This is a genomic window from Methanohalophilus levihalophilus, from assembly GCF_017874375.1.
Lineage (GTDB): Archaea > Halobacteriota > Methanosarcinia > Methanosarcinales > Methanosarcinaceae > Methanohalophilus > Methanohalophilus levihalophilus.
In genome coordinates, this window is the sequence record NZ_JAGGLK010000001.1 from 224,771 (window position 1) to 251,339 (window position 26,569).

30 protein-coding genes are annotated in these 26,569 nt (G+C 41.9%); 7 read left to right on the plus strand and 23 right to left on the minus strand.

Annotated features, from left to right (window positions below):
• Window positions 1-2: 2 nt before the first annotated feature.
• The 5 genes from J2755_RS01205 to J2755_RS01225 all read right to left on the minus strand — a co-directional run bounded on the left by J2755_RS01205 (window position 3) and on the right by J2755_RS01225 (window position 4,527).
• Entirely contained in the window at window positions 3-191 is a 189-nt protein-coding gene (locus J2755_RS01205) for a 50S ribosomal protein L24e (protein WP_209678433.1), read from the minus strand.
• Window positions 192-197: 6 nt separating this feature from the next.
• The gene (locus J2755_RS01210; RefSeq protein ID WP_209678453.1) at window positions 198-413 is read right to left on the minus strand and encodes a 30S ribosomal protein S28e; all 216 of its coding nucleotides are present in this window, start codon (window positions 411-413) and stop codon (window positions 198-200) included.
• Between the two features lie 27 nt (window positions 414-440).
• Window positions 441-794 carry a 50S ribosomal protein L7Ae gene (gene rpl7ae, locus J2755_RS01215; protein WP_209678456.1) on the minus strand — a complete coding sequence of 118 codons (354 nt, stop codon included), beginning with the start codon at window positions 792-794 and terminating at the stop codon, window positions 441-443.
• 217 nt (window positions 795-1,011) lie between these two features.
• On the minus strand, window positions 1,012-1,854 hold the full coding sequence (locus J2755_RS01220; protein ID WP_209678460.1) for a hypothetical protein: 843 nt from the start codon (window positions 1,852-1,854) through the stop codon (window positions 1,012-1,014).
• An 87-nt stretch (window positions 1,855-1,941) separates the two neighbouring features.
• A complete protein-coding gene (locus J2755_RS01225; RefSeq protein ID WP_245312589.1) occupies window positions 1,942-4,527 on the minus strand; it encodes a PAS domain-containing protein in 2,586 nt (861 codons plus the stop codon).
• A gap of 131 nt (window positions 4,528-4,658) precedes the next feature.
• Here J2755_RS01225 and J2755_RS01230 point away from each other — a divergent pair, with 131 nt between their 5' ends.
• Window positions 4,659-5,561, plus strand: coding sequence for a tetratricopeptide repeat protein (locus J2755_RS01230; RefSeq protein WP_209678463.1), 903 nt, complete (start codon window positions 4,659-4,661; stop codon window positions 5,559-5,561).
• Between the two features lies 1 nt (window position 5,562).
• Here the strand turns inward: J2755_RS01230 and J2755_RS01235 are convergent, their stop codons facing one another.
• The 10 genes from J2755_RS01235 to J2755_RS01280 form a co-directional block, all read right to left on the minus strand.
• Window positions 5,563-6,024: a nucleoside deaminase gene (locus J2755_RS01235; protein WP_209678466.1), complete on the minus strand. Its 462-nt coding sequence runs from the start codon at window positions 6,022-6,024 to the stop codon at window positions 5,563-5,565.
• Between the two features lie 12 nt (window positions 6,025-6,036).
• Window positions 6,037-6,639, minus strand: a complete 603-nt coding sequence (locus tag J2755_RS01240) for a DUF447 domain-containing protein (protein WP_209678469.1) — start codon at window positions 6,637-6,639, stop codon at window positions 6,037-6,039.
• The gene (locus J2755_RS01245) at window positions 6,636-7,559 is read right to left on the minus strand and encodes a triphosphoribosyl-dephospho-CoA synthase (protein WP_209678472.1); all 924 of its coding nucleotides are present in this window, start codon (window positions 7,557-7,559) and stop codon (window positions 6,636-6,638) included. The genes J2755_RS01240 and J2755_RS01245 overlap by 4 nt, the downstream gene beginning before the upstream one ends.
• A 14-nt stretch (window positions 7,560-7,573) precedes the next feature.
• On the minus strand, window positions 7,574-8,701 hold the full coding sequence (locus J2755_RS01250; protein WP_209678475.1) for a methanogenesis marker 9 domain-containing protein: 1,128 nt from the start codon (window positions 8,699-8,701) through the stop codon (window positions 7,574-7,576).
• Between the two features lie 101 nt (window positions 8,702-8,802).
• Complete coding sequence (phoU, locus tag J2755_RS01255) at window positions 8,803-9,453, minus strand: phosphate signaling complex protein PhoU (RefSeq protein WP_209678478.1); 651 nt, start codon at window positions 9,451-9,453, stop codon at window positions 8,803-8,805.
• Between the two features lie 4 nt (window positions 9,454-9,457).
• Window positions 9,458-10,225 (minus strand): phosphate ABC transporter ATP-binding protein PstB, encoded by a 768-nt coding sequence (pstB, locus tag J2755_RS01260; RefSeq protein WP_209678481.1) that lies wholly within the window; start codon window positions 10,223-10,225, stop codon window positions 9,458-9,460.
• A gap of 26 nt (window positions 10,226-10,251) precedes the next feature.
• Window positions 10,252-11,109 carry a phosphate ABC transporter permease PstA gene (gene pstA, locus J2755_RS01265; protein WP_209678484.1) on the minus strand — a complete coding sequence of 286 codons (858 nt, stop codon included), beginning with the start codon at window positions 11,107-11,109 and terminating at the stop codon, window positions 10,252-10,254.
• Window positions 11,109-12,002, minus strand: coding sequence for a phosphate ABC transporter permease subunit PstC (gene pstC, locus J2755_RS01270; protein WP_209678486.1), 894 nt, complete (start codon window positions 12,000-12,002; stop codon window positions 11,109-11,111). Before pstC ends, pstA begins: the two co-directional genes overlap by 1 nt.
• A gap of 35 nt (window positions 12,003-12,037) precedes the next feature.
• Window positions 12,038-12,901, minus strand: coding sequence for a PstS family phosphate ABC transporter substrate-binding protein (locus J2755_RS01275; RefSeq protein WP_209678489.1), 864 nt, complete (start codon window positions 12,899-12,901; stop codon window positions 12,038-12,040).
• Window positions 12,902-13,209: 308 nt separating this feature from the next.
• Entirely contained in the window at window positions 13,210-13,383 is a 174-nt protein-coding gene (locus J2755_RS01280; RefSeq protein WP_209678491.1) for a hypothetical protein, read from the minus strand.
• A gap of 163 nt (window positions 13,384-13,546) precedes the next feature.
• Between J2755_RS01280 and J2755_RS01285 the strand changes: the two genes are divergently transcribed.
• Both J2755_RS01285 and J2755_RS01290 read left to right on the plus strand, forming a co-directional pair.
• Window positions 13,547-14,914, plus strand: coding sequence for a dihydroorotase (locus J2755_RS01285; protein WP_209678494.1), 1,368 nt, complete (start codon window positions 13,547-13,549; stop codon window positions 14,912-14,914).
• A 58-nt stretch (window positions 14,915-14,972) separates the two neighbouring features.
• Complete coding sequence (locus J2755_RS01290) at window positions 14,973-15,863, plus strand: RAD55 family ATPase (protein WP_209678497.1); 891 nt, start codon at window positions 14,973-14,975, stop codon at window positions 15,861-15,863.
• A gap of 6 nt (window positions 15,864-15,869) precedes the next feature.
• Here the strand turns inward: J2755_RS01290 and J2755_RS01295 are convergent, their stop codons facing one another.
• A complete protein-coding gene (locus J2755_RS01295; RefSeq protein WP_209678500.1) occupies window positions 15,870-16,562 on the minus strand; it encodes a DUF1614 domain-containing protein in 693 nt (230 codons plus the stop codon).
• A gap of 60 nt (window positions 16,563-16,622) precedes the next feature.
• A complete protein-coding gene (locus tag J2755_RS01300; protein ID WP_209678520.1) occupies window positions 16,623-17,351 on the minus strand; it encodes a PAS domain-containing protein in 729 nt (242 codons plus the stop codon).
• A 145-nt stretch (window positions 17,352-17,496) separates the two neighbouring features.
• Here J2755_RS01300 and J2755_RS01305 point away from each other — a divergent pair, with 145 nt between their 5' ends.
• Together J2755_RS01305 and J2755_RS01310 are read left to right on the plus strand one after the other, a co-directional pair.
• Entirely contained in the window at window positions 17,497-17,775 is a 279-nt protein-coding gene (locus J2755_RS01305) for a hypothetical protein (protein ID WP_209678523.1), read from the plus strand.
• 12 nt (window positions 17,776-17,787) lie between these two features.
• A complete protein-coding gene (locus J2755_RS01310; RefSeq protein WP_209678526.1) occupies window positions 17,788-17,979 on the plus strand; it encodes a hypothetical protein in 192 nt (63 codons plus the stop codon).
• A gap of 2 nt (window positions 17,980-17,981) precedes the next feature.
• Here J2755_RS01310 and J2755_RS01315 read toward each other — a convergent pair whose 3' ends face one another.
• From J2755_RS01315 to J2755_RS01335, 5 genes are all read right to left on the minus strand, one after another.
• Window positions 17,982-18,170: a hypothetical protein gene (locus J2755_RS01315; RefSeq protein ID WP_209679906.1), complete on the minus strand. Its 189-nt coding sequence runs from the start codon at window positions 18,168-18,170 to the stop codon at window positions 17,982-17,984.
• A gap of 132 nt (window positions 18,171-18,302) precedes the next feature.
• The gene (locus tag J2755_RS01320) at window positions 18,303-18,551 is read right to left on the minus strand and encodes a winged helix-turn-helix domain-containing protein (RefSeq protein ID WP_209678529.1); all 249 of its coding nucleotides are present in this window, start codon (window positions 18,549-18,551) and stop codon (window positions 18,303-18,305) included.
• Between the two features lie 188 nt (window positions 18,552-18,739).
• Window positions 18,740-19,138, minus strand: a complete 399-nt coding sequence (locus J2755_RS01325) for a Mov34/MPN/PAD-1 family protein (protein ID WP_209678532.1) — start codon at window positions 19,136-19,138, stop codon at window positions 18,740-18,742.
• Between the two features lie 47 nt (window positions 19,139-19,185).
• The gene (locus J2755_RS01330; RefSeq protein ID WP_245312591.1) at window positions 19,186-20,505 is read right to left on the minus strand and encodes a TIGR00297 family protein; all 1,320 of its coding nucleotides are present in this window, start codon (window positions 20,503-20,505) and stop codon (window positions 19,186-19,188) included.
• Window positions 20,506-20,575: 70 nt separating this feature from the next.
• Window positions 20,576-21,313 (minus strand): SIR2 family NAD-dependent protein deacylase, encoded by a 738-nt coding sequence (locus J2755_RS01335; RefSeq protein WP_209678538.1) that lies wholly within the window; start codon window positions 21,311-21,313, stop codon window positions 20,576-20,578.
• A gap of 136 nt (window positions 21,314-21,449) precedes the next feature.
• Here J2755_RS01335 and J2755_RS01340 point away from each other — a divergent pair, with 136 nt between their 5' ends.
• Window positions 21,450-22,712 (plus strand): diaminopimelate decarboxylase family protein, encoded by a 1,263-nt coding sequence (locus J2755_RS01340; protein ID WP_209678541.1) that lies wholly within the window; start codon window positions 21,450-21,452, stop codon window positions 22,710-22,712.
• A gap of 60 nt (window positions 22,713-22,772) precedes the next feature.
• On the opposite strand, the gene J2755_RS01345 is transcribed toward J2755_RS01340, so the two are convergent.
• Window positions 22,773-25,790 carry a tetratricopeptide repeat protein gene (locus J2755_RS01345; protein WP_209678544.1) on the minus strand — a complete coding sequence of 1,006 codons (3,018 nt, stop codon included), beginning with the start codon at window positions 25,788-25,790 and terminating at the stop codon, window positions 22,773-22,775.
• Window positions 25,791-26,090: 300 nt separating this feature from the next.
• Here J2755_RS01345 and nrdD point away from each other — a divergent pair, with 300 nt between their 5' ends.
• Entirely contained in the window at window positions 26,091-26,444 is a 354-nt protein-coding gene (gene nrdD / locus J2755_RS01350) for an anaerobic ribonucleoside-triphosphate reductase (RefSeq protein ID WP_209678548.1), read from the plus strand.
• Window positions 26,445-26,569: the final 125 nt, after the last annotated feature.

The window sequence follows — 26,569 nt, forward strand, 5'->3', positions numbered from 1 at the left end:
GCTTATTCTTTTTTCAGGTAAATCCTACCCTGTTCGGTCCAGACAGTACGTCTTGGTAGCCTTCCGAGTTTGTGGTTACTTCTGCATTTGGATGAGCAGAAATAGTATGTTGAACCGTCCCTTTTTGCATAAAGGATACCTGTTCCAGGTTCAAGAAGGCTGCCGCAGAAAGAGCATTTTCTTGCTTCCATTGCTCATCACCGTGTTGTAAGTTTCTTTGCTTCCCTTGAGGTTTCCATCAACATGAGCACGTCGCCCACGCGAACAGGTCCTACACAGTTACGTGTAATAATCCTGCCCTTGTCACGGCCTTCTAAAACCCTGCACTGTATCTGGCTGGCTTCGCCATGCATACCAGTGTTGCCGATGACGTCGATGACCTCGGCAGCAAATCCTGTGTCGTCTTCTGCCATGGTATCTTACCTCTGAATCGTGAATGATTATTTAAGGGCGTTAACCTTTTCGACAAGATCATCAATGATCTCGGAACCTTTACCGGCATCTGTGATAGATACAGCTGCACATGCTACGCCAATACCGCATGCTGCACCGAGTTCTTTCTGTTCCTTCACAAAGATGTAAGGTGCGTTCTTTTCTTCACAGAGTGCAGGGATGTGTGCTACAATTTCTGCAGGCTCTACATCATCTGCAATAACGGTAAGTTTTGCAATACCTCTTTCAATAGCTTTTGTAGCTTCGTTTGTACCCTTCTTTACTTTTCCGGTATCGCGGGCTGCTTCAACTGCTTCGAGAGCTTTGTCAGCCAATTCTTCTGGAACATCGAATTTTGCCATATTTCTATCTCCTTCGAAACCACCGGCACTGGCTGGTGGTTTGTCATTATTCATTGTATAGATGCAAAGCATGAATAATATCAATGCCTCGGATCTGGTTAGTTACGGAATAATGGTTTGAATTGCCACTTGCATATTGTGCTTTGTGACAATACCCATAGAGCGTGGTCAATGCCACGATCTAATATAAATCTTCCTATGGGAAATCAGGCCTGTTTTACATAACAGGCTCTGATGTCAGAGTAAAAAATCTGGATGCATTTGTGGTTATGGTTACTTCTGTAATATTTCCATAGTTGTTAATAGCATACATCAATCCATTTTCTTCCCCGCTGGCAGCGTATTCAGTAATATTCCCGATGGTTGCTTCAGTGGGGTTGAGTAAGACTGTTGTTCGACTATAGTTATTGTTTTGGGTCCCAATTGCTTTCCATGCAATATAATACTGGTCAGCACCACTGTCAGGAATGCCAGCGCTTTCGAGCTGGGCCCCATCCACTGCATATTCAAGGACTTCATCAAATGTGGTAGTTGCCGGAATGTCTCCTGAAATCACATCGATAACCTGCTCAGTTGAATTCACAGGTCCGATGGCAATAGGGCTTCCGATAACAGTATAAAATCCATTTTGTCTCAGCAATACCTGATATCCTTTGTATTGTTCAGGGGAGATGTAATAGGAGAATGCAACAACTTCAGGAGATATTTGGTGGAGCTCAAACCACATGTCTTCGTCGTAAGATGCAGCATATCTGGTTACGACGTTTGATCCGTACAACGTGTCAAAAACAGTAGTATTCCCAATGACAAACTGGAGATGTGATTTTTTTGCTTCTTCAAGGTCAAAGTATTGTACTGCAACAGCTCCAGAAGGTGTAACGGCTATTCCGTCTGATAGAGAGCTTAGTGGGACATTTATTTGTTCTCCACCGACACTGCTAAAGCTCTGGGCTTCAATTGTTTCCGGAGCACTCTGTCTCTGTCCTCCACTAAACAAAAATGGTAATATTGACATTACCATAATACCCGCAAGGAATAATGCTACAACTTTCTGATTCATCCGTTTCACTCCACTTTCTATTTATAATAACGCGATAGGTATCATTTCTTTATCATATATATCCTGTTCGGACAGCCACAAAGGAATTCATGGTTCAAATTTCATTAATGCAATAAAACAGGGTTTTCCATTCCATGTACTTCTGGAAAATATCGTATCCAAGAAGCCTGTATTGCCCGGGAATACAACTTTGACTTTAATTTTAAAGACTCCTTTCTCTGCAATATTCCTGGCAATTTCTTCCATGTTTATACTTTTATCGGCAACCAGATCCGTGAAGTTTTTTCCAATAACTTCTTCACCATCTGTTAATTCAGCAATTGTTGCAATATTTGAATAGAATATATTGCCCGTCTCGTCCAGCACAATTAATGCTTCGGGTATGTCATCAATCAGGTATTGTAAGTTTTCCAGCTGCCTCTGCATATATGTTTCAGAACGCATTTGTGAGATGACTTCCCCGATCTGTGCTGCAACAACTTCAAGATCATAACGGCTGCTGTCAGGAATTTCATATTCATCGTGTGAAGACAGCATGAGGGCGGCTATGATCATGTCCTGGTACTGAACCGGTATTACCGCAGTAGCGTGCAGGCCCTCATACTGTAGATTTTCTCCGGTTGTGATTGCACTTAATTCGGAGTGATGTTTGTAAACCGGTTGACCGGTCATTACAAGGCGTGTCTGGACTGAATTTTTTGCATAATATGTTGTGCTGCGAACAAACTTCTCTGAAAGTCCTCTATGTGACACAAGATTAAGATCCCCGGTTGCTTCATCAACAAGATACAGTGCTCCGGAGTCTACAGGTTCAACCCTGAGCGCGAGTTCGAGCAACATATCAAAACTTTCCTGTGCATTTGTTGCCGAACTCAGGACACTGTCCAGATCAAACTGGATGTGCATGAAATCACTTGCATGCTTTCTATCAGTTATATCCACAATAATTCCCTGCAGGTAAGCCACTTCTCCTTTTTCATTGTGTTTTATGAACGTCCTTTCATCCACCCATCTCATATCGCCGAATTTTGTCATAATACGGTATTCCTGATTGAAATCAGTGTGCCCTTCATCAATCCTTTTTGCAAGTTCCTTCTGGACTCTTTCAAGGTCATATGGGTGGACAATATCAGCATAAACAAGCTTTCCTGAGAGGAAATCTTCCACAGTATATCCGAATTGTGTTACGTTTTCCGAGACAAATTCTACAGGCCATTCCTCTTCTGCTCTCCAAAGGAATACAGTAGCCGGACTATTTTTGATAACCTCTCCCAGGACCTTCTGGATCTCATTTGAGCGTCTTGCCTCGTCTGCATATTGTCTAAGCTCTTCTGCAGATTTTTTCTGCTGGATCAGGTTCCACATGCCCTGCATAAGCAAGGTTAACTGGCGCAGATCTGCTTCATTGTACTTCTCTGGTTTTCCTGCAACCCATGCGACTCCAATAACACGACTGTTTTCAAAAACAGGTACTCCCAAATAGCGTTTCAGATCGAGTTCCATTCCGTCTTTTTCAATTGGTTGAAGCGTGGAACTATCATTTACAATGTAAGTGTGTTTGTTGGAAATTACTTTTTCACAAAATCTCGTGATTTCCAATGGAATCCTTCCGTTTTGCTCTATCAGGTTTTCGGTTGCGGAAACATAGGATTTCACGTCCTCTTCTCTTTCAAACCAGAGGATGACTCCGAAGTTGCTGTCAGTAAGTTTCAGGGTTTCTTCCCTTGAAGATGCCAGAATATCTTCTATGGACGAATCTTTCATTTCATAGAGTGCCAATATTGCTTCATGGCGTGAATCTTCTTTTAAAAGTGCAGTTTCGATTTTCTTTCTTTCAGTTATGTCAAGAATAATTCCCTGCAGGTAAGTCACTTTTCCGGCATCGTTATGCTGAATCTGGGTTCTTTCATCTACCCAGCGTATTTCCTCGTTTTTAGTTATTATCCGATATTCCTGGGTAAAAAATGAGCTCCCTTCTTCAGTGCTTTTTTCCATCCCACTTCGAACCTTTTCAATATCATCTGGATGTACGATGTCCCCGTAAACCATTTTTCCTGATATGAAATCTTCCACGTCGTATCCAAACAGGCTTATGTTTTCCGAGACAAATTCCACTGGCCAGTCTTTTTGTGCCTTCCACAAAAAAACAATGACTGGGCTGGAGTTAATAACTGTTTCAAGAGCCTTTTTCATTTCAAGGGCACCATCAAGAAGTGCTCTTTCTTCGTTTTTCTGATCGGTAATGTCAACAATTATTCCCTGGTAATACGTTCCACTATCGCTTTCGTGTACAGTCGTTCTTTCATCAACCCACCTGACTTCTCTGCCCTTTGTCAGTATCCGATATCGCAAATTGAATTGACTTTCACCTGCTTTTAAGTGTGCTTCAACTTCTGCATTGATATTTTCAATGTCATCAGGGTGCATAATGTCGCGATATCGCATTGGATCTGAAAGGACTTCGTCTACGCTGTATCCAAACTGTTCTATGTTCCTGGAGACAAAAGCAACAGGCCATCCCTTGCCTTCTTTCCAGATAAAAACAACCGCAGGACTTGAATTTATGACATTCTCAAGTATTTCCTGTATTGTGGCGCTATCCACTTCTTGGGAAGAACTGCTCCCTCTTTTTATTTGCAGGAAATCCAGCATTTCAGGGAACTTTTTTTTCATCGGGTTAAATCTGCATTATGAGCTTATAAAGTACACTGTTGTTAACCAATTACACGAACCTGTTTTTATTTATTCTGCATTTTATTTGCTATTTGCAAAAAGTATATTTCACTTACAGTTGTATCAACCATATGAATTTCCTGAAAAAAATATATGCTGGAGCTTCAAAGCGCAAAGCTCTAAAGCAACAGTATCTTGAGGCTGAAGGCATTTTCGGCCAGGGGTACGTGCTTTTTGAAATGGGGAACTTTGATGAAGCGCTTTCCAATTATGAAAAAGCCGCTGTTATCTGGGATGATCTGGGTTCAAAACTGATTGAAAATGAGATGCCTGATGAGGCGAAAAAAGCACACACGAAAGCCTCAGATGCAAGGTATAGTCGATGTTTCCTTCTCCATAAAATAGGCCGCGAGGATGAGGCACTTGAGGTGATCACTTCTTCTATTGAAGAGGCGCCAGATGATGCTGGTCGATGGTTTAGCAAAGGTTTTGTCCTGAATTCAGCTAAACGCTATGATGAGGCACTTGAGGCCTTTAATCATGCCCTAGAGATCAGTCCTGACTTTTCCGAGGCATTGTATTGTAAAGGCAATATTCTCTACATGAGGGAAAACTATGATGATGCTCTTGATTGCTATGAAAAGGCGGAAGAACATGCTGGTGTCATGTATTTTTCCTTCCCTCGGTACTCTTTCCTCAATCTGAGACCGGATCCACAGCTCAAAAACGACTCATCTGAAATATTGTATGCAAAAGGAAACTCTCTCTACCAGCTTGGCAGGTATGAAGATGCAGTTGAAGCTTTCAGGCAGGTTTTGGGTCGTAAACCCCGTTTTGTTCCTGCATGGCAGGGATTGGTAAACTCATACCTTAAATTGGGTCAGGAAGACGATGCTCTCATGACCTGTGATCATGCGCTTGAAGTTGAAGCCGGAAAGCCTGAACTGATCAAACTAAAAGCTTCTGTTTGCGCAAAAACAGGGCGGAACGCAGAATCTGAGGAGCTTCTTGCTTCACTGGTTGAAGAAACCTGAATCAATAAGTCTTCTTATCTTCTTTTTTATCCCACTCAAGAAGGAGTTCCCGACAATCTTCACTATCAATTGGTTTAATGGCTGAAGCAAGCTGATGCTTATTGCAAAGTTTCTGGTAGATTAGTGAATCATCAAAGCCAACTTTTTCAACTTCCTCTGAGGATGTGCCATAATATATTTTGTCAATATGTGCCCATAGTATTGAAGCAAGGCACATTGGACACGGATAGGATGTGGAATAGATCTCGCAACCTGTCAGGTCAAAGTTTTCCAGAACAGAAGATGCCCGCCTAATTGCCAGTACTTCTGCATGATTGGTCGGATCGTTATGCAACAGGACCTCATTGTGGGCTCTGGAAATGATTTCGCCATTTTTTACAACTACAGCTCCAAAAGGCCCGCCTTCATTTCCATGCATACCTTTTCTTGCTTCCTCAAAAGCCACTTCCATGAATTTATTCATATTGGTGCCACCTTATTCATTGGCTTCTGAGTTTACAATTTCTCGTATCAAGCTGCCTGCTTCTTTTTCAGCCTTTCCACCACACTTTTCCGCCAGTTCCAGGTTTTCAAGAACAAGATCGCGGTATTTTTCTTCACCAGCCAGCTGATACCTTGTAGCATGCACTGCAGCTTCAATTATTGCGGCAAATCCCCGGTTTGGTGCTTTTAAGGGAGAATTATTAATTTTTCCTGCAACAGGTTTAATCCATGCTACAAGAGCTTCAGATCCATATTGTATTTCATCACATCTGAAGAAAACCCATCCAAGTGCCTTTTTCAGTACAGGATATTCTGTGCCTTTAACTGATTCCATTGTAAATTCATCATTATTGAGTTTCCCAAATGTGCTCCGGACAAAAAGAAGAGGATCGTATGTGATGTTTGCAATTAGTGCCTTGTCGGTATCAATATTAGAATATGTGTCAGATCCCTTGTAAACCCTGACGAAAAGCCTGTTATCTTTCCAGATTATTCCGATAGGGGCAGCATTTGGCTTATCTTTTCCGGTGGTTACAATTGTCTCTGATATTCCTTCACAAATCCCGAAATTTTCAAGATTAAATTCTTTGGTCAAAAACGTAATCCTCCCAAAAGGACGATGAATAATGATGCAATTATTATGTCTGCAGTAGAGCCGGGATTGTTGCGGTTTTCAAGTAAACTCTCATCGAAATCTTCAATCAGTGGGAGATTTTTGACTATGCCGGATTTGTGAATTTCTGAAACGATTTCACTGGCACTTTTACTAACAGATTCTGCAACTTCTTTCCCTGATTTGGTTTGTATGAAAGTATCAGGCCTTGCAGCCAGCAGTTCAAGAAAAGTCTGGACTATGGCATAATTTATTCCAAGTCCGCTTTCAAGTAGTTCTGAAATTCTGATCGCTGCAGCATCCGTTTCCGGGAAACCATTTGTCCATTCCCTGGCTATGAGATCATAGCTACTGGAAATTTCCATGAGTTGGTAGAGGTTAACTCCCTTTTTCTGTATATCTTCAATAGCTCCGGAATCCTGAAGGTCCAGATCTCCTACATCCTGCACTTTTACGCCTGCGGACTGGAAACATCGGTAGAAATCAACTGCATCATCGGTATCTGCAGCTTGCACGATTTCGTAGGCCTTCGAGAATACTTCTTCTGCTTCGACACTCCCTTTTTCAGACAACAGTTTTCCAGCACTCATAGCAAGAGGTATTAGAAGCAGGAAAGCTCCGAAATGTGTATTTCCTCCCCTTTGCCAGCGGTTGCTTTCAGCGACTGCCATATCAAGCAGTTTCCCCACACTATATCGGCTAAATGCAGCATCATGCATTACAGGATAAGCGGATATTGCGGAAGCGATGAAGTGTTCATATCTGGTATCGTCAAAATCATGTGTTCTGTCAATATTGCCGGGTTTTGGTGTTGCTGAAACTTCCAGTGCCATTGCAAGCTGGCAGCATCGAGCTATGTATGATGCAACATTTTCCTGCCCCTGGGGAAGTGCAATCTCCATGAAAACCCTTCAACTCACTTGTTCTTGCTATTTTCCAGTATGTAATCTGCCATCTCTTTTTTCAGCCTCATGTATTCCGCAGGGGACATATCGAGCACGTCCAGTACTCCATCCCTCAGGAAACATGGCTTTGAGATTTTACAACACCATGCAAGACTGCCGAAACATGTGCTGTCTCCGAATTCCAGAGGTGTACCTTTCACGAATTCCATCTTCAGATCGGCAAATTCTTTCGGGCTGAATCCCAGTTTCTTAATTTTTGAATGAATGGCACATGGCTTGACCGGCAGGCAACAGAATGTAAGGCCCCGCAGGTCACCTTCTCCGCGACAAACATGCTTCGGGGCATTGTACCATCCGATTCCTCTTTGGTATTGGCTTACCAGTTCTACCATTGTAGGTACAACATCCGGGTTAGCAACAACTGCCCTTGCCATGGAAACCATGTCTGCTCCCCTTGAGAACATTTCCTTTGCGTCGGAAAAATCCTGAATTGAGTTGTTTCCTATGAGCAAAAGGCGGGTAACGTCCCTGATTTTCCTTATAGCGTTGAGATCTGCTCCTGCACCGGTTTTCATCGCATCGACGTGGAGTATGTCAGCACCAGCATCCTCGATTGCTTTTGCCAGTTCCTCATCATCCACAACGTTTGTGCGGATTTTCACCGAAAGGACAACGCCGGTTTCCTTGATCAGGCGAATCCATTCCTCAAGACGTGGAAGGTCTTCCATCAGTGCTTCCCCTGCACCGATTTCGATCATTTCCTCCTGTCTGCAATGAGCATCAAGTTCCAGAATTCCGCCTGCTTCCCTTATGATGTTTGCTGCTTCAATCAAAGGTTCTATCGATGTAGTTCTCAGGTTGAATGCAGCAACACCGGATATCTCGGTATTTTCAATTTCACTTCTCAGGAATTCAAGCGGTTCATCGGATACAAATTCCTCTCTTCCTCTTGATTTAATTTTTTTCGCTGCTTCATTGGTTGCAGCATCTAAATTGTATCCGCCAAGTACAACAAGACCGGCATTTTTTCCATAGCTGTTTGCAAATGAGCTATCAGTTTTACCTGCCATGGACGCAATAGCAATAGGGTTATTAAAAGAAATGTAACCGCTCTTTATGTCAAATAATTCGTCAGTCACGATAAAATCCTCTGGAATATTTAGTAATGAGACATGTAGAGGATGCAACGCCCTTTATTTAACTTTTGTCAGGTGCGTAAGAAAAAGAACAAATGAAAGGATCAGTTAAGGTCGACCCTTTCTCCGGTATGCATGTAAATTATACTTTCACAGATATTGCAGCTGTGGTCAGCAATCCTCTCAAGATACCTGATAACAAACATTAGATCTGTAGCATTTTGTATAATTGCAGAATTTGAAATCATCATTCTTACAAGGGTTTCCCAGCCTTTGTAGAACTTCTGGTCAACAAGATCGTCACTTTCTGCAGTCTTTCTGGCAAGCTCAACATTCCCTTCCTCATAGGCTTTGATGGTGTTTGCCACCATTTCCCTGCAGAGGGTGAATATATTATCGAGATCAGAGTAGGTGAATACAATTTCATCGTCCATCCTTCTAACAATTTGGGCAATATCCACCGCCATGTCGCTCATGCGTTCAAGATCAATTGAGATTTTATATGAGGTTATTATCAGCCGTAGATCCTTTGCCATTGGCTGTTGGAGGGCCAGCAAATCAGCACTTCTCTTCTCAATCTTGTACTCATAATTGTCGACAACCTCGTCTGCCATGACGATCTCACCGGCAAGCTCCTTGTCGACATTCTTGAGAGCGGTCTGTGCATCGTCAATCATCTGCATTGACAGATGCCCCATCTCAATAACATTCTGTTTCAAATGCTTAAGATCGGTAAGATATTTCTCACGTACCATTAAATCACCCGAATCTCCCTGTGATATAATCCTCTGTACTCTTCTCCTGTGGGTTTTCAAATATGTGCTTTGTCTTCCCGAATTCGATGAGTTCTCCCAGGAGGAAATAAGCTGTGTGGTCGGAAATCCTCGCAGCTTGCTGCATGTTATGTGTTACAATAACAATGGTGTAATCCTTTTTAAGTTCAAGGATTAGATCTTCTATTTTGTTTGTTGAAATGGGGTCAAGAGCACTACACGGCTCGTCAAAAAGAATAATCTCGGGTTTGACTGCCATTGTCCTGGCAATGCACAATCTCTGTTGCTGTCCGCCGCTCAAGTCAAGCGCAGAGGTATCCAGCCTGTCAGAAACTTCTTCCCAGAGAGCTGCCCCTTTGAGGGTTTCTTCAACAATAGGGCCGATATTATTTTTCTTAACACCATGTATTTTTGGCCCGTAGGCGATATTGTCGTAGATGGACATGGGGAAAGGATTTGGTTTCTGGAACACCATTCCCACATTCTTCCTGAGTTCAACTACATCTACGTCCTTGTCGTAAACATTCTTGTTATCAATGTTGATTTTTCCTTCAATGCGGCATCCTTTAACAAGGTCGTTCATTCGGTTAATGCAGCGTAGGAAAGTGGATTTGCCACAGCCGGACGGGCCTATCAGGGCAGTAACGCTGTTTTTAGGTATTTTCATGGACACATTATGAAGTGCCTGCTTCTGGCCATACCAGAGGTTAAGGTCTTCAATTTCAATGTCTTCGAAATCGTTAATTTCACTCATCAGTGATCCTCAGGTTTATTGAATAATTATCGATTCAGTTTTCGTCTGTAATGTCTTCGGATTGCGATTGCAAAGCTATTAACTCCCAGTACGATTATCAACAATACAAGGGCTGTACCATACTGTATCGGTCTTGTCTGGGCGATGTTTGTTCCAGATGTTGCCAGTACAAACAGGTGATATGGAAGTGCCATAAACTGTGAGAATACTGAATCCGGCAATCTCGGCAGGAAATAGGCTGCTCCCGTCAGAAGAATTGGTGCGGTTTCCCCGGCAACACGACCAATACTCAACACCGTTCCGGTTACGATTCCCGGAATTGCTGCCGGCAATACTACGTGGCGTATTGTCTTCCATTTTGTGATTCCAAGGGCAAGGGATGCTTCCCTGTATCCCATGGGCACTGTCAGGAGTGCTTCTTTGCTTGCTCTGATTATTACGGGCAGAATTAGTAATGCAAGTGTAAGGGATGCTGATAACAGGGATGGGCCAAAATCAAAATATTTGACAAACAGGGCAAGTCCGAAAAGACCGAAAACAACTGAAGGAGTTCCGGCAAGGTTGTTAATTGCCATTTCTATTGCCCAGGTTGATCGGCTTTCGGTTGCATATTCATTCAGGTATATTGCACACAGTACCCCCAATGGCACAGCAATTGCGATTGATAGTCCTACTAGGTACAGGGACCCGACAATTGCTGAATAAATACCGCCTTCTGTCATCCTGTTTTTAGGCATTTCCGTAAGGAAATCAATACTCAATACGCTGTATCCCTGCAGGATTATGTAAAGGAGAATTAATGTAACAAATATTGCTACAAGAATAGCTGCTGATCTTATTATTCCGAAAGCAATTTTTTCGGTGGTTTTTGAACTAATAGCCATCAAAGACCTCCTTTAAGCCTGTATTTTGTCTTAATCCTGTCAGCTATTAGATTGATGATGAATGTGATTATGAAAAGCACTGATCCCACTGCAAACAACGCGTGGAAGTGATCGCTACCCTGTGCAACTTCTCCCATTTCAAGGGCTATTGTTGCTGTCATTGTACGAACCGGATCAAACAGGCCCTCGGGGAATCCGGGGATAACTGCCATGTTTCCTGTGACCATGAGTACGGTCATTGTTTCGCCAATTGCTCTCCCTATTCCAAGAATTACTGCTGCTGATATTCCGGAAATAGCGGCAGGAAGTGTGACTCTGTAAATGGTCTGCCAGTGCGTACTTCCCAGTGCGAGGGAACCTTCCTTAAGTGAAAGAGGAACTGAATTAATTGCGTCTTCTGATATTGAAATAATGGTTGGCAGTGCCATCATTGCGAGCATTATTGATCCTGCAAGTGCAGTCTGTCCGGTAGGCAGATTCAATGCATCCTGAAGGATGGGTACAAGAACAACCAATCCGAAGAAACCGTACACAACTGATGGAATTCCTGCCAGGATTTCAATAAAAGGTTTCAGGAATTCTGATACTTTTGGGCTGGCAAGCTCCGCAATGTAAATTGCAGCTGCAACTCCTAAAGGTACAGCAATTATTATGGCTCCAAATGTTACCAGAAGTGAACCTAATAGTAACGGTAAAAGTCCGAATTTAGGTGGACTGGATGTTGGGAACCATCCTGTTCCGAAAAGGAATTCAGTAAATGGAAATGTTTCAAAAAGAAGGTATCCATCCCTGAAAAGGAAAAAACATATAAGGAATAGGGCAAAAACGGTTACAGCTGACGCTATAAATAATCCGCTTTCAATTCCTTTTTCCTTATATCTTCGGTGTATCATTTCACGCCTCGAAGGAGGTTTCGCTATTTAATGTATCAGGCCGGGAAGTAGCCGACATCTGTTACGATTGCTTTTCCTTCGTCACTCTGGATGAAGTTAATGAAATCCGCTGCGAGACCTTCTGGTTCTCCGTTAGTGTAAAGATACAATGGTCTTGCCAGAGGATATTCTCCACCAAGGATGTTGGCTTCAGTTGCTTCAATCATTCCTTCGCCTGCGTCAAGTGAAATCGGTTTGATGGAATCATCAAGGTATGCAAATCCAATGTAACCTATTGCGTATTCATTCTGAGAAACAGTCTGGACAATTGCTCCGTTGGAAGGCTGTGTAAGCTTGTCTGCACGGTATTCGTCTTCGCTCATAGCTTCTTCTTTGAAGTATTCGTAGGTGCCGGAACTGCTGTCACGTGAAGTTACAACAATTTCCATGTCATTTCCGCCGACATCTGCCCAGTTGGAGTAAGTACCGTTGTAAATGCCTCTGATCTGTTCGTAAGTAAGTCCTTCAATTGTGTTCTCAGGGTTTACAACAACTGCAATTCCATCCCATGCAACAACATGTTCCATTGGGTTGATTCCATTTGTTTCTGCAGTTTCCCTTTCTGACTCCTTAATTGATCTGGATGCCATTGCAATTTCAATTTCGCCGTCGATAAGTGCAGCAATTCCAACTCCTGATCCCCCCCCGATTACAGTTATGCTGGTTTCAGGATTGTTTTCCATATAAATTTCAGCTTCTGCCTGTGAAAGTGGAAGGACTGTGTCTGATCCTTTGACGATAATACTTTCCATTTCCACTTCATCTTCACCGTTTTCATTACCGGTACATCCGGCACCAAAGAGTGCCACCACCATGATTAGTACAAGTGTGATAGTCCAAAGTTTTGCTCTGTTTATCATGTGTTTTCCTCTATTCTTCGGGACATTCGCCCTTGTCATGAAGAATGGGGAATCCGTATATAGTTTTACTCTCAATAATCTAAATTAATGCCTATAGGTATATGTATAGGCTATATTACTATATATTTCAATATAGTACTATCTTTGATGGACAAGTCAGTGCGCTGAAATCTTTATTTTGGTCACCCAATCGTATAGAGGTTCAATTGCTCCGCATTCCGGGCAGTACTTAACCTTGATATTTCCAAGATTCTTTTTTTGCAGTTCCCCCTTGCAAATATAACATTTATCTTCATTATCAGAAAGTATCATTTTCCTGCCAATCCCCCAATTAAGAACCTGTAAACTTCAAGTTCTTCCGCATCGTAATTTTGAATAGCTTCCAAACGGATGTTATATCCGGTTTTATGCTTCCGGATGTATTTCACATTATTATTGGATTTGCTTCCAAATACCAATTCCTCAGTTTCTATTTCTCTCATCATCCATAGATAGTCGCGAGGTGTATATCTAGTTAATCTACTAAATATATAGTTAAATCAATTTTCTATATATTCCAATCGCCCGCTTTTTCCCTGATGCCTGAGATATAGAAACGCATATCTTTATTGGAGGCTATTTTTCTCTTCTGGAGATGAAAGGTCTATGAGCGATTTCCTGATCACAAATACCAGAGTTTTTTATAATAACATTTTACAACCCGGTGAGATCCTGATTGAAGATGGTAAAATCAAAAGGATAGCGAAGGATCTAAAAGGCGAAAACGTAGATCAGGTTATTGACGCTGAAGGGGCACTTACTCTTCCATCCGGAATTGATGTTCATGTACATTTCAGGGAACCTGGTTCTGAGCATAAGGAAGACTGGTATACAGGGAGCTGTGCTGCTGCAGCCGGTGGTATTACAACAGTTTTTGATCATCCGAATACCATGCCTCCCACAATTGACAAGAAATCCTTTAAGCAAAAACTCAAGATGGCAAATCGGAAATCGATTGTTGATTTCGGGATAAACGGTGGGGTTACGAAATCCGTTGACAAACTTCCTGAACTATGGAAGTTGGGTGTGAGTGCATTTGGTGAAATATTCATGGCACAGTCAACGGGTGGTTTGGGTATTGATGATGAAATATTCCACGAAGCAATGAAATCAATTAGCAATCTGGGCGCAACTGCCTGCATACATGCAGAAGATGAGGAAATTCGTCTCAAGAATGAATCCATTCTGAAAAAGGATTTTTCATTTGAATCCCATTCACGAGCCAGATCAAATCTGTGTGAAGGTATTGCTGTCAAAAAAGCCCTCGATGAACTCAATAAAACCGGTGCTAAAGGACATTTCTGTCATATCAGCACGATGGAGGCGGTGGGTCAGATCAAAAACCAGAAGCTTTTAAATTCGGAAAAAGGAGCAGGGCACCTGACGGCTGAGGTTGCTCCGCATCACCTGTTCCTCTCGACAAAAGATTGGAACAATCTTGGAGTTTTCGGGAAAATGAATCCTCCTCTTAGGGACAGGCGTAGTGTGAAAGCATTGGTGAATGCTATTAATGATGGTACTATCGACATGATAGCCTCGGATCATGCTCCCCATCGTGAATTTGAGAAAGAGGGGGATATTAAATCCGCACCATCGGGAGTTCCGGGAGTTGAGACTCTTCTACCTTTAATGCTTGTAGCCGTGAAGCGTAACCTCATTCCTCTTGGTCGTATGATAGATCTGACCAGCGCTGCTCCCGCAAGGACATTTGGGCTGGACAGGCATGGCAAAGGCTCTTTTGCTGAAGGTTTTGATGCCGATCTGGTAATTGTTGATCCACGCCATGTTCGCAAAATAAAAGGCGATGATTTACATAGCAAGGCCGGTTGGACTCCATATGAGGGTATGGATGGCATTTTTCCTGAAGTTACCTTTTCAAGAGGAGAAATTATCTGGGAAGAAGAGATTATTGCGCAAAAAGGGCGTGGTGAGTTCCTAAAAGGTGCGGGTTTTCCTGAAGAAGACGATGAGTAAAGGTACTTTTAGTTAAACGGAAACAAACCTTTATATCTTCTACACTTAATTATTTATCATGGCCAGAAACAAGTATCCAGTCCACACTACCCTAAGTAGTGACGCCATAAAGGTGCTTGAAAGATATGAGAAGGAACTTGGGGCAAAAAATCTGGTTCTTGAAAAGGCCCTTTTGTCCCTTGACACAAGCAGGTTTAAATCCAAGCTAGATACGCAGAACCTTGACAGGGCAATTAAGCGTATCGGCACTGGTGTGGCAGGGCTGGACGATATGCTTGAAGGTGGCATTCCTGAAGGATTTTCTGTCATTGTTACAGGTCCCCCGGGCACCGGGAAAACAACATTATCCATGCAGTTTCTGGTTGAAGGTGTCAAGAAAGGTGAGAAATGTGTCCTCTTCTCTTTTGAGGAACGACTGCAGCAGCTTGTCCAACACTTTATGCGTTTTGGCTGGGATCTCGGGAAATACATTGATGACGGGTATCTGGAAGTTTTTGGAATGTCAATGCTCACATTCGAGGAAATCACCGAAATACTTGAGACCTACAAGCCAAAGCGTGTGGTTTTTGATTCCCTTAGTGTTTTCAGCAACCCCGAAGAGTTCCGAAAGTCTCCTGCGTGGCGCTCTTCTCACAGGTTGATGAAGCAGCGTAAGATGACCTCTTTCCTGATTACCGAGAAGAACCATGGAATTGAAACAAAATCCTTTGATGATTACGATTTCCTTGGTGACGGTATTATTTTCCTGGATTCCATGAAGGTAAATGAAGTGGATGCTACATTATCTCCTGTTCTTGCAGTACAGAAAATGCGAGCTACCAAGGTAGATACAACTCCGCAGCCTTTCAGGTTTGGAGAACATGGTATTGTGAAATATCGCTCCCTTCATCTTGAGTCCAGATTGCAGGAACGTCTTGGTGTCAGTTCCATGGAACCGGGGTTTGATTAATTCTTTTCAGATAAACTGGGATATTAATCCAGCAAGGATTACAGTTATGTAAATTGCGCGGAAGCTTCCCGCTCCGCCAATACTTATGAAAGCACTTCCTCTTTCTTCTTTATTAAGCGCAAAGAGGTGTGCCATTGTCCCGGCCAGTACTCCCATTGTCCCGGCAACAAAAACAATGATGTCCGCATTAATAGGGTCCAGCAGCAATGCAAAAGGAATGGCAATTATGCCTATGTAATCAGGAACAACTATTCCTACCCCATCGATCATTTCTGCCACTAAGGCAACAACTACCATCACTATAAGCGCGATTTCAAGAGCTACAAAATTCATCTGGAGAGTAAGCAAAAATGCTGCAAGGAATAGGGGGATTACAAACCCGCCTAAGTTTATAGTTACGACTGTATCAAATACGATTCTGGTTCCGCTTGATAATTCCTTAACAACCGGCACTGAAAATATCTTTTCCAATACCAGTGCATCACGCTGCAGATGCTCTTGTTTCCGTGTTCTCATTTTTATAACAGGAATTTCCACATTACCGGCAATTGGTATCAATAACAATATTCCAAATAGCACTGCTGAGGGTATGGTTCCAAGTGATAATTGGCCAAGATAGCACAATGCCGCAGTAGGCAGCAAAATGAAAGCATATACGGCAAAATGCCTGTAGTCGGTTTTGTTAAGAAATCCTCGCATATATCTCATCCGGTATTGAATAGGATAATATTTAACATTAATTCAGACTGATCTCGTGAATTATATTTTTTCTATTATTCCCTGATATGAAATCGCTTTTCTGTTTTTGTCACGTATAATCAAAGTTCTCTCGGCAACGTTTCGCAGCTCTCCGGATTTGGAGTAGATCCTGTATTCCTGATAGAAATCTTCCTCCCCGGAATCGGTTTGTTTTTCAAGTTGTTCTTCAATGCGTGGGAGATCTTCAGGATGAATGATATCGGCATAATTTATAGATCCTGACAGGAAGTCCTCAGGTGTGTATCCAAAGTACTGTATGTCTTCTGAAACGTATTCCACCGGCCATCCCTTTTCTGCTTTCCACACAAAAATTGCCACTGGTTCTGTAGTTAATATGAAGTCACTGAAGTCTTCAATTTCATCAGTTTGATCTGTGATGTCAATAACAAAGCCCTGGAAATGTGTAATTGTCCCGTTTGAATCTCTTTCAATCAATGTTTTTTCAAGCACTCTCCTGCTTTCTCCGGAAGGTGTAACAATACGATAGCAGTGAGTATAATCTTTCAAATTCGTTTCACAAATATCTGCCAGGGATTTTCGGAGGCGTTCAAGATCGTCAGGGTGTACAATGCTTGCATATTTTCGATGCCCCTTTGTAAAATCATCAGGAGAATAGCCGAACTGTCTTATATTCTCGGATACGAATTCCACCGGCCACCCCTTTTCTGCTTTCCATAGGAAAACGACAACCGGATTTTCATATGAACTGCCTTGCATATTTTTAGTCATGATTTGCTCCCTTCAGATCTAAACCATAGTCATTTTTTACCAGATTGGTTAAGTAATTGTCGATTTTCTGGGAGGGCATTCGTACAGAAGGGTTGGTGAAATCCAACAAATAACTTAAAATTAGATAGCTACATAAGGGGACTTTATGGATTCCCAAACATCTCATCTTTCAAAAGATTTAGGAAAGTACCGTGTTGAAGTAAACACTGATCCGGAAAAAGGCGGGCACTTGATGATCTGGGTAAAACCGGATGAACATAATCTCAACGTATTCATCCGAAGTGACGATATGGAATGGGATTGTGCTTCCGCAAGGATGTTTTCTTCAGCGGAAGAGGCTGAAAAAGCATATGGCAAGATAGTTTCAGAAGAACAGATTGATCATATGTTGCTGAGCTGTGGTTTCGGAAAAAAATGCTTCTAAGGTATGAAAGCTATGTCTAAATTTAGCAAAAAGAAAGCTCAGTACTATGGATATTTCGTATTTGTAGTGGCTTTTGTTTTTGTGTTTTTTGACTGGATTTTTTCCTTTGGATACCAGTCTTTAATCTTTGTCCCTGCAGCTTTCTTTGTAGGAATGATTGGTTATTGGCTTGGAGGTTTCCTCTACAGTCGCATTGCGGCTTGATTTCAAAATCCTCCAAGAGCCTTCCATAGTAGAAATGTGTAGATGGCAAGGATCAACATTCCGATTGCCACTTTTAGGTTTTCGTGCGGTACAGGTTTATCTTTAATAAAATAATCTTCAGGCTCCAACTCATCACCAACTATATTCTGGTAACATATTATTTCTTTTTTTGGACAGATAATTGTTTTCAAATTTCAAAACGAAATCATTTCAAAGCAAAGCTTTGACTTAAAGTAAGGAAGTTGTTAATCAAAGAGATTTAGTTTTCAAAAAAAGAAAAAAGATTCGGAATTCACTTCAGATAAATGAAGAATAAAAAGAACTCAGGCATTGACCTCTGCCAATACTGAGTTAATGTCATTCATTTTCTGCAAGTAATCCCCACCAAGGTCTGTTATACCGTATCCATCTGATGATTTTTCAACAAGTCCCATATCAATCATCATGTTTAGATATTGATCTGCCCTGCTGAAATTCAGATTGGCATTGTATACAATTGCTGTCTTGGTTACTTTCGTACTACGTACTACGTTGAGTATGTCTACCATAATTTCTAGTTTGCCACGCCTCATTATTGTACCCCACCACAGGAATAATAGTTCTAAGCTAATTTACTACATTATCATTAGCCCTATATAATAATTTTCATATACATCCGCACTGATTAATAAATATTATCTATATAAAACAATATTTATTTTATGGGATCGATTTTATTCAAAAAAATTGCCTGCTTGTAGGAATAGTCGTACGTGAAAAGTCAGATGACTTCCGGTTCTTCAAGTTCAATATCCAGAACAGGAAGATCAACAGGTTGGCCTTCCCTGGTGTAGCAGACCCAACTGTCTTTATCGTAAGGTTCTGCCACAATGATATGTAAATTTCCCGTTTTGCTGAACATCCTCAGATCTTCCTCAGATGGTCTTGCGCTTGGGCCTGGATGGCTGTGCACTGATCCAACGGATTCAACATTTGGCATCATGAATAACTTAATAACCGCATTCCGGTCACTGCTCTCTGTGCCGGGAAGAATTAGCACATCCGTTATTACTCCATCCTCTTCATGCAGCAATCCTGCAAATTCGTTTGGTGCTGTATTTTTAGACGCTCCGAGAATGAACTCCAGTGTTTCTTTTGCAATACCCCTGACCATTTCCATATTTTTGAAAAGGTTCCTTTATGATATATTGGTTGCGTTTGCAATCTTTATACAATTAGAAGATATGCTAGACCGGAAAATAATGCACCCGCAAAAGTTGCGTAGAAATTCACTCCGCTGTTGGACAGCAGTCCTCTTTTCTGCAAGGTTCCACCAAGCAAACTATCAATGTTTGTTCCCACAAACCCGCCAGCGCATGTAAAAATAACTGCATAGTCTATATTTCCTGTCATCCCGAATACGGTTGCCAGAACCGCAATCACACAGGCCCCGCCAATTGCCGCAGCTTCTCCTAATAGTGTAATAGCTCCGTCTGTCCCGGGTTTTGTGGGTTTCAGATTTGTTATCATGCGAGGTGTTTGTTTTGCAGTGGTTCCGATTTCACTTGCAAGCGTATCTGCAGTTGCGGTTGCCACTGTTCCCAGGAAAGCATAACTGATGAGTTCCGCATGTTGCGGATAAATACCATAAGCAATTGCGAGGGCAAGTGCAGCCGTACTGTTACTGAAAACATTTTCGTAACTGCGGATTCCTCCCTTCTCCTGCGCAAGCCCTTTTGATATTTTATACTTATATCGGTATTTGGTAAACAAGCCTCCGAGTATAAAAAATGTAAGCAACAGGATGAACCAGAATATATTGCTGAATACAATTATTAGGACCCCCATGAGGGTGGCACTCATGACAGCGGATATGTCCGCAATTTTCATCCTGTATGCAAGATACCCGAGAACCAGTGAAAAAGTAAAAGCCATAATTAATTGCAATGGAGGCACTGCAAAACCAAACGAGACAAGAACCCACATAGCCATAGCAGAGCCGAAAGTCATTGACAGTGTCTTATCGAATTCAGAAGGTATGGATTCAAAAAGAGCTGCTGTAATTGCTCCTATTACCGCGGCAAAAAGCATTATTTCATATCCGCTTCCTGTACTCCAGTATACATACCATCCACCTGCAAGAGCTGCTGTAAATCCTCCGGCAAAAAGGAGGCATATGCTGGACGGAAGGGAATGATGGGGCCTGTCCCAATTCCCATTTTTGCGGATTGCGCCTGCAACCATTAAGCCTATGGTTGAAATCTGCAATGATTGCACAATTATGTAGTTTGGAAACAAGTATCCCAGCTGTCGGGAAACCAGATCAATAAAAAAAAGAACTGTAATTGCAAAGAAAAGATTGTAATAATTACCAATATCCTTTTTTAATATTGTTTTTGAAGATATTGTCAGTATAAGAAAAGCGGCTGCCAGCGGCACCATCCCCAGGAAGGGGAAAAGAACTAACAAAATAATTGCAAAAGAAAGTATTTTCAGGTTTTTGTTTGTTGAAAATGCCTTTTGGAGGCACTGGATCGCTTCTGGCATGTTACTCAAAAATGTTTTTAGTAACATATTATTTGATAGATTATAAAAATATGGGGGCGGAAATCAGTTTTTAATCATTAAAAAGGCTTTTTTCAACGTTATTGCAGAAATCTTCGATATCATTGAATCTCAATTCAGCATATCCGTCCATCGGAGTGTCCATGTTGTTAACAATTACAAGTTTTCCACCATTATTAATGCAATAAAATGGCAATGATGCTGCAGGTTGTACTACAAGTGAAGTGCCTAGCGTCAGGAAAAGGTCAGCTTTAGATGCTTCATTTATCGCAGCTTCAATGGTCTCCTGTTCCAGCATTTCCCCGTAAAAAATAATGTCAGGTTTTATAATGCCTCCACATAGGTCGCAGCGGGGTGCTTTTGGTTCTTCATTCACCAGTGCAGCAATTTTCTCAAAGGGATACTTCATTCCACATTTCCGGCAGGTGTGCATCTTTGGAGATCCATGGATTTCAATAACGTTCTTAGATCCGGCTTTTTGGTGTAGCATATCGATATTCTGTGTAATAATCGATTTTACCAATCCCATAGATTCCATTTTTGCAATTACTTTGTGAGGGAGGCCGGGTTCCCTTTCATCCAGATTATAGATAAAATCCTTTGAAACAGAGTAGAAATAGGATGGGTTTTTGACAAAGTAGTCAAATGAAAAAATCTTATCAGCATCAAAATTGCTGTACAATCCTCCACTTCCCCTGAAATCCGGGATTCCTGAAAATGTTGAAACTCCTGCACCGGTTAGAACAACACAATATTTTGATTCCCTGAGGAGGTCAATAAGTTTTTCCATTTCCTATACTCAGGGAAATTCTTATTTATCAATTATGCAGATGAAATGTACAAAACATATATTTTGATGTATGGCATTATGCTGACTGCCTGTCATAAAGTAACCTAAAATAGACATAATTCTGAGGACAATACTGATGGTATCTAAAACTCTTCCTTTCACAAAGCAAAAAATCGAGGAAATCGCTGCTGAGTATCCTACGCCTTTCCATGTTTATGATGAAAAAGGAATCCTTGAAAATGCCCGGAAATTAAAAGAGGCATTCGGGATTCTCGAGGGATTCACCGAGTATTTTGCAGTAAAGGCCCTTCCAAATCCATTTATCATGAAAATCCTCAAGAAAGAAGGGTTTGGTGCGGATTGCAGTTCCCTTCCGGAATTGCTCCTGGCGGAAAAAGTCGGGATTGTTGGTGAAGGTATTATGTTTAGTTCCAACGACACGCCGAAAGAGGAATTTGTCAAAGCAAAGGAACTGGGTGCGATTATTAATCTTGATGATATCTCTCATATCCAGTATCTGGAAGAAGCTGCCGGATTACCTGATCTTGTTTGCTTCCGATATAATCCCGGAGCGCTTAAAGAGGGTAATACTTTTATCGGCAACCCTGAGGAAGCCAAGTACGGATTCACACGTGAACAACTTCTTGAAGGATACAGGACACTGGCGGAAAAAGGTGTGAAAAGGTTTGGTATCCATACGATGGTTGCATCCAATGAACTTGATCCACAGTATTTCATTGAAACCGCAAGGATAATTTTTGAAGTAATAGCTGAAATCTCCGGGGAGCTTGGTATTCACTTTGAATTTGCCAACCTTGGCGGTGGAATTGGGATTCCATACAAACCGGATCAGGAGCCAGTTCCCTATGATGTCATCGCAAAAGGTGTCAAGGAAGAATATGATCGTTTAATTGAAGCAAACGGCCTTGCACCGCTCAAGATCTTCCTCGAATGTGGCAGGGTAATTACCGGTCCTTACGGCTATCTCATCACTTCTGTACGCCATCTGAAGCACACATACAAGGATTATGTGGGAACCGATGCTTGCATGGCTAACCTGATGAGGCCGGGTGTATACGGCGCTTATCACCACATTACCGTACTAGGCAAGGAAAATGCTCCAACCACTCACAAATATGATGTTACAGGTTCTCTGTGTGAGAACAACGACAAGTTTGCAATAGACAGGATGCTTCCGGATATAGAAACAGGTGACATTCTAGCCATTCACGACAGTGGCGCACATGGGCATGCAATGGGATTCAATTACAATGGTAAGCTACGCTCTGCAGAAATATTGCTAAGGAATGACGGAAGCTTTATCCAGATACGCAGGGCTGAAACAGTAGACGATTATTTCGCAACACTGGACTTTGGTAACCTGAAGTCCTTTGAATAATTTCCTGACGTCCTTAAGGGCGTCAACTACCTCTTTTTAAATCCAATATGCCCGTATATGTTATGGCTGGCTTGCTTCCTGTTCATACCATCGGGTTGGAAGCTCGTAGTCAAGTTCCGGTCTGTATTCATCAGGAAGGTAGAATTTAGTTCCCCGATTGTTGAGTGAATCTTCAAATCCAGGATCGACTGATTCAAGGAGCACACGGGCTTCTTCAGCTTTTGTTGCGCTTTCCATCCTGTATAGTGCAAACCTTTTGTTGTAAAGGGCAGATGGATTATGCGGATCGATTTGAAGAATACGATCATATGTTTCAACTGAAGCTTCCACATCCCCGAGGATGTTGTGGATGAATGCTTTGTTATACAATGCTGTTATGGAATTTGGCTTGTATTTTAGCGCCTCATCATAGTATGTAATTGAACCTACATAGCCGCTTAAGAGGTAGGTGACAGTTGCCTTGTGATATAGGGCTGCAGGGTTAGCCGGATCTATTTCCAGTACTTTATTGTAATTAAGCTGCGCAAGATAGTATTCTTTCTTCATGTAATGCGCAAAGCCTTTCCTGCAAAGGGCATCTGTATTTTCAGGATCAAGCTGGAGTATTGAATCATAACATTCAATTGCTCTGTCGTGGTCTCCCAGTTGGCTGTAAGCAAATCCCTTTTTCTGGAAAGCTCTCAGATCAGTAGGAGTTATATTCAGGATATTATTGTAGGTGCTGATTGCTTCCTCATACCTTCCGAGTTCTTCCAGGCTACTCGATTTAATGTAAAGAATTTCGACATCATCCGGGTCTTCGTTCAAATATTCCGAAAGGGCGTTAATGGAATCTTTATACATGCCTGCTTTGTATGCCGCAATTCCACCGCTTCTCAGTGCATCAATGTTTGTCGGATCTTTTGCCACCAGATCCTGATATGCCAGAGCTGCAAGGCGATGAAGTCCCATCTTTGACAAGACGTCTGCCTTGTGGGAAATGGCATCGAGGTTTCCGGAATCAATGCCTATTGCGGAATTGTAACTTTCAAGTGCTTTTTGAAGGTCTCCGCTGCTTTCGGCTGAATATCCGAGATTGTACCATAGTTCTGCATCATTAGGGTTTATTTCAACGGTTTTTCCATATGCTTCCTTTGCTTTGTCCCATTGCCCAAGCTCAACATATGATTCACCCAGTGTTTCCCATCCATCCAGATAGTGCGGATTTACCAAAATTGCTTTTTCGTAGTTTTCAAGTGAATTAGTAGTAAGGTTAAGTTTTTCATAAGCAGATGCCTTTGCAAATATTACGGTTTCAATTGGTGGAATCGCATTTTCTTCCGGAATTGTCTTCCATTCGAAGTTGTCCTCAATTTTTGCAAACGGACTAAAATCAAACCCGCTGGCTTTGAAGTTTTCAAGGATTACCGGAGGTGCGTAATTCCAGGTAATGGAAGGTTGTGTTGCTGACATGGTTTCCTGGTTTTCCATGGCACTTATACGATAACTTGCTGCAGAGTACGAAGGATTAATTTCTGTCGCATTTCTATAGCATTCAATCGCTTCATCGCTTCTGCCAAGGTTGTCAAGAAGGACTCCTTTTTCATACCATATCTGTGCGGAGTTTGGGACTAATTCCAGCACTTTTGTGTAGCATTCGACGGCTTCTTCATATTCCTGAAGGAGGGTATGATCTACTCCCTTGTTGTACCATGCAAGTGTGTAGTTCCCGTCAAGTTTTACGGCCTGGTTGTAGCTTCGTATTGCATCCCTGTATTCCCCATTATTGTCATGGAGTTTTGCCTTTTCATACCAGACCAAAGCGCAGTCCGAGTCAAGATTCAGGGCGGTGCTATAAGCGTCTATGGCTTCTTTTTCCTTTCCAAGGTTCTGGAGCATTGTCGCTTTCTTATACCAGACAACTGGTTCCCTGGATTCGATATCCAGTGACATTTCATAGCTTTCAAGGGCATTTGCATAATTATCCAGACTGCTGTAGGCTTCAGCCTTGCTGTACAGCAATTTTGCGGATTGTGACTGGAAAACGGGTTCCTCGTAGCAAATCTGTCTGCCATCGTCTTGTAGTTCAGGAGGATAGGTTCTTTCGGCTTCGTCTTCCTGCAATACTCCGGGATTTAAGGCCCTGTCATAGGAGGCGATTGCTTCGTCATATCTCCCCAGGGAATTCAATAGTTGTCCCTTTTGCTCCCATATGGTGCTGTTGTAAGGATCTAATTCCAGAGCTTTGTTGTAGCTTGTAAGTGCATAATCCGGTTGATCGATTTGCTCCAGAAGTTTTGCTTTTTGAAACCATGCTCTGGAGTTATAAGGTTCGACTGTGAGCAGCTCGTCATAGCATCTCAATGCTTCATTATAATCGCCCATCTGTTTGTAGGCCCGGGCGCATGAAAAATAAAGGAATGTATTGGTATTATCAATAGCAAGGCTTTTTTCGTAGTAAGAAGCAGCTTTATATGGGACTCCCATTTGTTCGTAGCATAATCCCATGCTGCTCAGGATTGTTGTGTTTTGTGGATCCAGCTTAAGTGCCTGCTCAAAGTTCAGGATAGCTTTCTCTTTCTCAGGAGTTGCACATAGCGTGAGTCCCAAATTATACAGTTCATCCCTGTAAACATCATATATTTCCAATGATTTATTGTAAGACTCAATGGCATTGCTGGCATTCCCGTCCAGATAGCTGATTTTTCCTTCCAGGTAGAAGTGTGTCAATACAATGTAATCAGGTTCGAATTCTGTGCTGTTCTCGCTGCCTGAAATGGATGCAAGTGCTTTTTCATAAAAATATCTTGCTTCATCTTCATTTCCGCTACTTTCCATGACATTTGCCATCATGTAGAGAGCACGGGATGAATCCGGATTGATTGCCAGAATCCTGTTGTAGTATTGTGCAGCTTCTTCGTAATTGCCTGAAATGAATGATATATATCCCAGTTTATCCAGTACTATGGTGGAATTTGGTTCTGTCTCCAAAACCTGAGTGTAATAGTCAAAAGCAAGTTTATAGTTGTCATCTTCAAATGCAGCATCAGCTAATTGCAAAGTGTCAGCATTTTCAGCTGCAAGTGCTGGTATGCTCATAAGCAAAAATGTTACAAAACACAAACATAAAAGTAAAACTCTCATTTTTGTGCACTTTTCTCTAAGTACCATCCGTTACCCACCAAATACTGCGTAGAATATTAGTTTCGAATGTTTATATGTCTTGTGCCCTGTGATGAAAGCTTCATTAATTGAACTCTAATTTGTTAAATAAATAGTTTCTCGTGTCTCCTGATTGCTATATTGCATCAGTGATTGTATCCATATTTGTTCGTACAAAATAGAACAAAATATATAGGTGTATTTCTAATACCGTAATAACAACAAGAGGTATGAAACATGTCCGAACAAGCGATATCAACAGAAGAACTGCTATCACTCCCCAGGGATGAATTTATCAACAGATGTAAGGCATGGTGCGATGAGTTCAACGATGGAAAGCCGATGCAAACCAGTGAAGAGCATCCATGTCCTGTTCATGTGTGGGTGGTCTATAACGAAAAAGCCTGCAGTCAGGACACTATTCCTCATATTGCGCAATGTCCGGTATGTGATCAACCCATCTGCCCGGATTGTATGAACCATAGTGTCCACCAGCTCTCCCGTGTCACAGGATATGTTTCAAATGTTAGTGGCTGGAATGCCGGTAAGGTGCAGGAGTTGAAGGATCGTGTCCGAACCGATTTGAAATGATCCTATGGGGGCACTTCATGAATCGTAGTTTGTTACATTAATTAGCTAAAAGGGAGGAAGTGGAGCTTTTTTCCAGTACTCCCTTTTGGAAAAATGGTCCCTTGTGCTGCACTTCCTTTAATTTG

What these genes read in the sequence shown, in the direction of transcription:
- J2755_RS01205 (WP_209678433.1), bottom strand. Translation starts at nt 191, where the DNA reads ATGGAAGCAAGAAAATGCTCTTTCTGCGGCAGCCTTCTTGAACCTGGA.
- J2755_RS01210 (WP_209678453.1), bottom strand. Translation starts at nt 413, where the DNA reads ATGGCAGAAGACGACACAGGATTTGCTGCCGAGGTCATCGACGTCATC.
- rpl7ae (WP_209678456.1), bottom strand. Translation starts at nt 794, where the DNA reads ATGGCAAAATTCGATGTTCCAGAAGAATTGGCTGACAAAGCTCTCGAA.
- J2755_RS01220 (WP_209678460.1), bottom strand. Translation starts at nt 1,854, where the DNA reads ATGAATCAGAAAGTTGTAGCATTATTCCTTGCGGGTATTATGGTAATG.
- J2755_RS01225 (WP_245312589.1), bottom strand. Translation starts at nt 4,527, where the DNA reads ATGAAAAAAAAGTTCCCTGAAATGCTGGATTTCCTGCAAATAAAAAGA.
- J2755_RS01230 (WP_209678463.1), top strand. Translation starts at nt 4,659, where the DNA reads ATGAATTTCCTGAAAAAAATATATGCTGGAGCTTCAAAGCGCAAAGCT.
- J2755_RS01235 (WP_209678466.1), bottom strand. Translation starts at nt 6,024, where the DNA reads ATGAATAAATTCATGGAAGTGGCTTTTGAGGAAGCAAGAAAAGGTATG.
- J2755_RS01245 (WP_209678472.1), bottom strand. Translation starts at nt 7,559, where the DNA reads ATGGAGATTGCACTTCCCCAGGGGCAGGAAAATGTTGCATCATACATA.
- phoU (WP_209678478.1), bottom strand. Translation starts at nt 9,453, where the DNA reads ATGGTACGTGAGAAATATCTTACCGATCTTAAGCATTTGAAACAGAAT.
- pstB (WP_209678481.1), bottom strand. Translation starts at nt 10,225, where the DNA reads ATGAGTGAAATTAACGATTTCGAAGACATTGAAATTGAAGACCTTAAC.
- pstA (WP_209678484.1), bottom strand. Translation starts at nt 11,109, where the DNA reads ATGGCTATTAGTTCAAAAACCACCGAAAAAATTGCTTTCGGAATAATA.
- pstC (WP_209678486.1), bottom strand. Translation starts at nt 12,002, where the DNA reads ATGATACACCGAAGATATAAGGAAAAAGGAATTGAAAGCGGATTATTT.
- J2755_RS01275 (WP_209678489.1), bottom strand. Translation starts at nt 12,901, where the DNA reads ATGATAAACAGAGCAAAACTTTGGACTATCACACTTGTACTAATCATG.
- J2755_RS01280 (WP_209678491.1), bottom strand. Translation starts at nt 13,383, where the DNA reads ATGAGAGAAATAGAAACTGAGGAATTGGTATTTGGAAGCAAATCCAAT.
- J2755_RS01285 (WP_209678494.1), top strand. Translation starts at nt 13,547, where the DNA reads ATGAGCGATTTCCTGATCACAAATACCAGAGTTTTTTATAATAACATT.
- J2755_RS01290 (WP_209678497.1), top strand. Translation starts at nt 14,973, where the DNA reads ATGGCCAGAAACAAGTATCCAGTCCACACTACCCTAAGTAGTGACGCC.
- J2755_RS01295 (WP_209678500.1), bottom strand. Translation starts at nt 16,562, where the DNA reads ATGCGAGGATTTCTTAACAAAACCGACTACAGGCATTTTGCCGTATAT.
- J2755_RS01300 (WP_209678520.1), bottom strand. Translation starts at nt 17,351, where the DNA reads ATGACTAAAAATATGCAAGGCAGTTCATATGAAAATCCGGTTGTCGTT.
- J2755_RS01305 (WP_209678523.1), top strand. Translation starts at nt 17,497, where the DNA reads ATGGATTCCCAAACATCTCATCTTTCAAAAGATTTAGGAAAGTACCGT.
- J2755_RS01310 (WP_209678526.1), top strand. Translation starts at nt 17,788, where the DNA reads ATGTCTAAATTTAGCAAAAAGAAAGCTCAGTACTATGGATATTTCGTA.
- J2755_RS01320 (WP_209678529.1), bottom strand. Translation starts at nt 18,551, where the DNA reads ATGAGGCGTGGCAAACTAGAAATTATGGTAGACATACTCAACGTAGTA.
- J2755_RS01325 (WP_209678532.1), bottom strand. Translation starts at nt 19,138, where the DNA reads ATGGAAATGGTCAGGGGTATTGCAAAAGAAACACTGGAGTTCATTCTC.
- J2755_RS01330 (WP_245312591.1), bottom strand. Translation starts at nt 20,505, where the DNA reads ATGCCAGAAGCGATCCAGTGCCTCCAAAAGGCATTTTCAACAAACAAA.
- J2755_RS01335 (WP_209678538.1), bottom strand. Translation starts at nt 21,313, where the DNA reads ATGGAAAAACTTATTGACCTCCTCAGGGAATCAAAATATTGTGTTGTT.
- J2755_RS01340 (WP_209678541.1), top strand. Translation starts at nt 21,450, where the DNA reads ATGGTATCTAAAACTCTTCCTTTCACAAAGCAAAAAATCGAGGAAATC.
- J2755_RS01345 (WP_209678544.1), bottom strand. Translation starts at nt 25,790, where the DNA reads ATGAGCATACCAGCACTTGCAGCTGAAAATGCTGACACTTTGCAATTA.
- nrdD (WP_209678548.1), top strand. Translation starts at nt 26,091, where the DNA reads ATGTCCGAACAAGCGATATCAACAGAAGAACTGCTATCACTCCCCAGG.